Source organism: Acidovorax sp. GW101-3H11, assembly GCF_001633105.1.
In the GTDB taxonomy this organism is placed as follows: Bacteria; Pseudomonadota; Gammaproteobacteria; order Burkholderiales; family Burkholderiaceae_C; genus Acidovorax.
On sequence record NZ_LUKZ01000033.1, the window covers coordinates 94,792 to 101,133 of the forward strand.

Below are 6,342 nucleotides of genomic sequence, written 5' to 3' on the forward strand. Positions count from 1 at the left end.
AAAAAGCGGTCAGCGGCGCGGTGCGTTGGCGAGCACCTGTGCCAGCCGGTCTTGGTAAAAGCGCGCCAGGCCCACCGTGCTGTGACCGAGGGTGTCGGCGCTGGCAGGGATCACGTAGGCCTGTGCGTGCGGGATGCGGGCGATGGCTTTGTCCAGCACGCCCAGCTCGGGCGGGTTGCGCTCATCGTCTGCCGAGTTGATGGCCAGCACGCGCGCGGTGATGCGTTCCAGCCCGGGCTCGGGGTCGTAGTCGCGCGATGCTTCCCACTGATAGATGTGGTCGTTGGCATCGCCGCGAAAAGGGGCTTTGAGGCGCTGCTCCACCAGGGCGTCGGCCGCAACGCGGTTGGGGGCCAGCTTTTGCAGGCCCTGGTGGCCGCCGTTGGTGCCCGTGCCAAAGAACACCGACGCAAACTGCAGGCTGCGGGGCTGGCGGGTGTAGTTGCCACCCTGCCATTCGGGGTCGTTGCGGATGGCTTCGACCAGCAGGCGGCGCATCATCCAGTTGCGGCCCGACATGGCCGCAGGCAGCGAGGCCATGGGCACGGCGATGTCCATGAAGTCGGGGTAGCGCTGGGCCCACACCCAGGTGTGCATGCCGCCCATGGAGTTGCCAATGATGGCGCGCACGTGGCGCACGCCCAGGTGTTCGGTCAGCAGGCGGTACTGGGCCTGCACCACGTCGTCGTAGTTGTAGGCCGGAAAGGCAGCGCGCAGGCCGTCCGACGGCTTGCTGGAGCGGCCGGTGCCGATGGCATCCGGCAGGATGATGAAGTGCTTGCGTGCATCCAGCGGCTGGCCGGGGCCAAACAGCGTGCCCGCAAAGCCGGGCGTGAGCATGCTCTCTGCCGAGCCATTGGTGCCATGCAGCACCAGCACGGGCTCTCCGGTGGGCTCGCCCACGGTGGAGTAGGCCAGCTTGAGTTCGGGCAAGGTCTGGCCGGTGTGGAAGCGGAAGTCCTTGACGACCCATTCCCCGTGCTTGGGGGTGGGGTAGTCCGCAGCCGCCGAACTACCTGTGGCCAGCACGCCCAGCAGCATGGGGGCAAAGGCGTTGCGCCAGAAAGAAAGGGTCATGGTTTGTCTCCTTGTGTGTGTTCTTTCATCCCCGCGCCATGGGCGCAGCCAGCCCGTTACCAGTTACCAGTTACCAGTGGGCACCAAAGCTCTGGCGCAGCTCTTCGATCTGGGGCTCGGTCAGTGGCGTGGGGCGGGGCTGGCACAGCATCCACAGGCGCGCGGTTTCTTCCAGTTCCTCCAGCACGGCCATGGCGGCAGCGGGCGTGTCATGCCACACGTTGGGCCCCAGGCGCGCCAGCATCACGGCGCGCACGGGGCTGCCCTTGGCGGCATAGCGGCCAATGGTCTGCGCCACCAGCGCTGCGGCAGCCGGGTCGCCAGGCCGGTGGTAGGGGATGTGCGGCACGCGGCCTACCTTCATGACGAAGTAGGGCGTGATGGGAGGCAGCAATTGCGTGTCAGGCCCCAGCGGGCCGTTGGTCGTCATGTCGGCCTGCAACGAGCAGGCCACCAGATGCGTGCTGTGCGTGTGGATCACGCAGCGCGCAGGGGCCGCAGTCGATGCCGACGCCTCGTAAATTTGCCGGTGCAGCGTTATGGTCTTGCTGGCCCGGTCGCCCGCCACCTGCTGGCCTTGTGCGTCCAGGCGCGCCAGCCGCTCGGGTTGCAGCGTGCCCAGGCAGGCGTCGGTGGGGGTGATGAGGTAGCCATCGGCCAGGCGCACGCTGATGTTGCCTGCGGTGGCGTGCACATAGCCCCGCTCAAACAGGCTGCGGCCCACGCGGCAGATTTCGTCGCGGGCTTGGGGCTCATCCATGAAGGCGGGGGTAGAGGTCATGCCGACAATTGTGCAAAAGCCTTGGTGAAAAAGTCGGTGCTGCCAAAGTTGCCCGACTTCAGCGTGATGTGCAAACCGTCCTTGGTGTCGGGCGCCACCGCATGGCACCACGGCACGCCGGGGTCGATCTGCGCGCCAATGCGCATTTGCGTGATGCCCAGGGCCTGCACACAGGCGCCGGATGTTTCGCCGCCCGCCACGATGAGCTGGCGCACACCGCGCTGCACCAGGCCGCGGGCAATGGCGGCAATGGTGTCTTCCACCATGGCACCGGCTTTTTCGGAACCCAGCTTGCCTTGAATGGCGCGCACGGCCGAGGGTTCGGCGGTGGAATACACCAGCACCGGGCCTTGGCCGATGTGGTTTTCGGCCCAAGCCAGCGCTTCGGCGGCCACGTCCACGCCTGCGGCGATGCGCAGCGGGTCGATGGCCAGGGCGGGTTGGCCTGCCTTGATGAAATCCATCACCTGCTGGTTGGTCGCCACCGAGCAGCTGCCCGACACAATGGCCTGCAGCCCTTGCGCGGCAGGCAGGCGGGCGGCCTCGTTGCTGGGGGCCACGCCAAAGTTGCCCGGCAGGCCAATCGCTACGCCTGAGCCTGCGGTGACCAGCGGCATGCCCTTGAGCGCGGGGCCCAGGCGCAGCAGATCGGCGTTGGACACTGCATCCACCACGGCCATGCGCATGCCCTCGGCCTTGAGTTGATCAATGCGCGCGCGGATAGCGGCCTCGCCCTGTGCGACCACGCTGTGGTCGATCAGGCCTACGCGGCTGGGTGTCTGCGCCTGCAGCACGCGCACCAGGTTGGGGTCGGTCATGGGTGTGAGCGGGTGGTTCTGCATGCCGCTCTCGTTCAGCAGCACATCGCCCACAAACAGGTAGCCCTTGAACACGGTGCGCTTGTTGTCGGGGAAGGCGGGGGTGGCGATGGTGAAGTCGGTGCCCAGGGCCTGCATCAGCGCATCGGTCACGGGGCCGATGTTGCCTTCGGCCGTGCTGTCAAAGGTGGAGCAGTATTTGAAGTAGATCTGCTCGGCACCCTGCGCCTGCAGCCACTGCAGCGCTGCGAGCGACTGGGCAATGGCTTCGTCTTTGGCGATGGTGCGTGACTTGAGCGCGACCACGATGGCATCGGCCTCAGCGTCGAGCGGAGCCGTGGGCACGCCCATGGCCTGCACCACGCGCATGCCTGCGCGCACCAGGTTGTTGGCCAGGTCGGTCGCGCCGGTGAAGTCGTCGGCAATGCAGCCCAGCAGTGCACGTGCGCGTGTCATGCCTTGTCCTTCCCTTCGGGCAACGTGATGCCAGGGAAGATCTTGATCACGGCGCTGTCATCTTCTTTGGCAAAGCCTGCGGTGGATGCCTGCATGAACATCTGGTGCGCGGTGGCGGCCAGCGGCAGGGGGAATTTGCTGGCGCGGGCAGTGTCCAGCACCAGGCCCAGGTCCTTCACAAAGATATCGACGGCCGACAGCGGCGTGTAGTCGCCCGCCAGCACATGGGCCATGCGGTTTTCAAACATCCAGCTGTTGCCCGCGCTGTTCGTGATCACTTCATACAAGGCGCTGGCTTCCACGCCTTCGCGCAGGCCCAGGGCCATGGCTTCGGCGGCCACGGCAATGTGCACACCGGCCAGCAGCTGGTTGATGATCTTGACCTTGCTGCCTGCGCCCGCCTTGTCGCCCAGTCGGTACACCTTGCCTGCCATGCCGTCGAGCACCGCGTTGGCCGCGGCATAGGCCTCTGGCTTGGCCGAGGTCATCATGGTCATCTGGCCCGATGCGGCCTTGGCGGCGCCGCCGGAGATGGGAGCGTCCACATAGTGCAGGCCCAGGGCGTTCAGGCGCGCTTCCAGCGCTACAGACCAATTGGGGTCCACGGTGGAGCACATCACAAAGGTGCTGCCGGGGCGCATGGTGCTCACTGCACCGCTTTGGCCATCGTCGCCAAACAGCACGCTCTCAGTCTGCGCGGCGTTAACCACCACCGACACCACCACATCACTCACCGCCGCCAATGCAGCCGTGGTGGCGTGGGCCGTGCCACCGTCTGCCACAAACGCATCGGCCACGCCGGGGCGCACGTCGCACACGTGGATGGTGAAGCCGTTGTTGCGCAGGGTCTTGGCGATGCCAGCGCCCATGGCGCCCAGGCCGATGATGCCGACGGTGGGTTTTGTCATGTTGTCAGTCCTTCAAAGAAATTCAAATAGAGTGCGTATTGAGTCGGCTTGAATCAACTTGAACCGTTCACGCTGAGCCTGTCGAAGCGCCGCGCAGGGCTTCGACAGGCTCAGCCCGAACGGATTTTTCAAGTTCAAAGATACCGACTCAATAGGCCACCAGAACCCAGAGCAAAGCGGTCATTGCAAAACCTGCGATGCCCAGCACGGTGGTCAGCACCGTCCAGGTGCGCAGGCCATCGCCCACGCTCAGGCCCAGGTAGCGGGTCACGATCCAGAAGCCTGAATCGTTGACGTGCGACAGGCCCAGGCTGCCAAAGCCAATGGCAACCGTGAGCAGTGCCACTTGCAAGGGGGAATACCCGCCACCCGCCATCGCATCGGCCAGCAGGCCGCAGGTGGTGATGATGGCCACGGTGGCCGAGCCCTGTGCGGCGCGCAGAGCCAGCGAGATGATGAACGCCAGCAGGATGAGGGGCAGGTGCGTAGCGGTGAGGCTTTGCGACAGCGCAGCGCCAATGCCGCTGGCGGTGAGCACCTTGGCAAACACGCCGCCCGCGCCCGTCACCAGGATCACGGTGGCGGCGGGGGGCAGGGCTGATTCCATGATGGCGTTGGTGCGCTCGCGGTTCCAGCCCTGGTTGCGGCCCAGCAGGAACATCGCCAGGCCCACGGCCACCATCAGCGCAAAAATGGGCGAGCCGATGAAGCCCAGCACGTTGCGCAGGCTGTCGCCCTTGGGCAGCAGGGTGGCGCCGGTGGTGCCGGCCATGATGAGGGCCAGGGGGATGATGATCAGCGCCATGATGGTGCCGACGCTAGGCGCCTTACCGGACTTGCTGGCCGTGCTGTCTTCGCTGTTGCCAAAGGCCGCAAACTGCTCAGCCGTGGTGGGCAGCATGGGGTAACCCTTGCGGTTGAGCCAGCCTGCCACGACCTGCGACAGCGCTGCCAGCGGGATGCAGATGGCCAGGCCAATGATGGTGATCCAGCCGATGTCGCCCTTGACGATGGCCGCCCCGCCCACGATGCCGGGGTGCGGTGGTACCACCACGTGCGCGGCCAGCATGATGCCCGCTACGGGCAGGCCGAACTTGATGGGGTTGACCCCCGCCGCCTTGCAAAAGCCGTAGACGATGGGCACCAGGATGATGAAGCCCACATCAAAAAACACCGGGATGGCCAGCACCAGCGCGGCGGCGGTGAGCGCCATGGGCACCCGTGTGGGGCCTAGCAGTTGCGTGAAGCGGTTGGCCAGGCTGGCCGCGCCGCCCGAGACCTCGATCATGCGCCCCAGCATGGAGCCCAGCGCCACCAGGATGGCCACCGACCCCAGCGTGCCGCCCATGCCCGCAATCAGCGTGCTGATGATGTCGCCAATGGGCATGCCCGTGGCAAACGCCACCAGAAAGCTCACCAGCATCATCGCCACGAAGGCGTGGACCTGCCAGCGGATGATGAGCAACAGGAGCAGGGCAATGCTGCCGGCGCCAATGCCGAGAAGTGCGAGGGTGGACATGAACGGGGTATCTCCGGGATGGAAAGGGGCGGGCCCAGGTTGGGGCCGTTGGGAACGGCCTGGTGGGGATGTCTGGGTGCACCTGGTTTGGTGTGTTTATATGGTTATCATACAAATTATTGCGATCTGCTTGGCTACGGGTTAACCCGCGTCTGCCAGTGCCTGAAGAGGGGCGGTGAAGCGCTTTTGAGGCGTTTCGGTGCTCAAGCGCTAGTGCAATATGCCCAGGGCAATCGCATCTAAACCCTGATGCCCAGGACATGGGCCAGATAGCCCACATCCCAGCCCGCTCGCTTGCGCTTGGCCTGCACCCCCACCTTCACCGAGGTGTCGCTCTTGAGCACCTGCAGCGCCATGCGCCGCAGCAGCGTCTGNACATCCAGGCTCCAGTGCAACTGGTTCTCCACCGCCCAGTGCGAGCGGATGCTGTGCGCCAGCACCTGCGCGGGCGTGTGCGCTGCCAGGCTGCTCAAGTAGTAGCTGACTTCTTCGCTGGCGCTGCAGCCCGCCTGCTGGCGCTGGCGCGCAACCTGCACCACACTCGCCAGGCCCGGCCAGTGCACTGCCGCGCGCTGCAAGGCCTCGGGCACGGGACTGACCCGGTAGCTGCGCAGCTCCTCACGCCCGTGGCCGCTTGAGCGTTCGGCGTAGGTGTTGTCACCCTGTTGCCCTGCTGTGCACGGCACTTCAAAGTGTGTTTGCACCACTTCATGCATGTGCCGCTGGTTGCCCTTGAGCGACAGGACATAGTCCGCGCCATGCTCATGTAACTGCTGGGCGATG

General features: G+C 65.7%; 5 protein-coding genes. All 5 read right to left on the reverse strand.

Translation table 11 applies throughout. The features are described 5' to 3' along the window. Nucleotides 1–9 precede the first annotated feature (9 nt). Nucleotides 10–1,077, reverse strand: coding sequence for an alpha/beta fold hydrolase (locus A1D30_RS23230; RefSeq protein ID WP_063463098.1), 1,068 nt, complete (start codon nt 1,075–1,077; stop codon nt 10–12). Nucleotides 1,078–1,147: 70 nt separating this feature from the next. Continuing rightward, a complete protein-coding gene (locus A1D30_RS23235) occupies nt 1,148–1,837 on the reverse strand; it encodes an aldolase (protein WP_063463110.1) in 690 nt (229 codons plus the stop codon). A gap of 17 nt (nt 1,838–1,854) precedes the next feature. Then, nucleotides 1,855–3,132 (reverse strand): 3-oxo-tetronate kinase, encoded by a 1,278-nt coding sequence (gene otnK, locus A1D30_RS23240; protein WP_063463099.1) that lies wholly within the window; start codon nt 3,130–3,132, stop codon nt 1,855–1,857. Continuing rightward, complete coding sequence (ltnD, locus tag A1D30_RS23245; RefSeq protein ID WP_063463100.1) at nt 3,129–4,040, reverse strand: L-threonate dehydrogenase; 912 nt, start codon at nt 4,038–4,040, stop codon at nt 3,129–3,131. The genes otnK and ltnD overlap by 4 nt, the downstream gene beginning before the upstream one ends. Nucleotides 4,041–4,188: 148 nt before the next feature. After that, nucleotides 4,189–5,559 (reverse strand): GntP family transporter, encoded by a 1,371-nt coding sequence (locus tag A1D30_RS23250; RefSeq protein ID WP_063463101.1) that lies wholly within the window; start codon nt 5,557–5,559, stop codon nt 4,189–4,191. Nucleotides 5,560–6,342 lie beyond the last annotated feature (783 nt).

Coding starts and splice junctions, on each gene's coding strand:
- otnK (WP_063463099.1), bottom strand. CDS start 3,132: ATGACACGCGCACGTGCACTGCTGGGCTGCATTGCCGACGACTTCACC.
- A1D30_RS23235 (WP_063463110.1), bottom strand. CDS start 1,837: ATGGATGAGCCCCAAGCCCGCGACGAAATCTGCCGCGTGGGCCGCAGC.
- A1D30_RS23250 (WP_063463101.1), bottom strand. CDS start 5,559: ATGTCCACCCTCGCACTTCTCGGCATTGGCGCCGGCAGCATTGCCCTG.
- ltnD (WP_063463100.1), bottom strand. CDS start 4,040: ATGACAAAACCCACCGTCGGCATCATCGGCCTGGGCGCCATGGGCGCT.
- A1D30_RS23230 (WP_063463098.1), bottom strand. CDS start 1,077: ATGACCCTTTCTTTCTGGCGCAACGCCTTTGCCCCCATGCTGCTGGGC.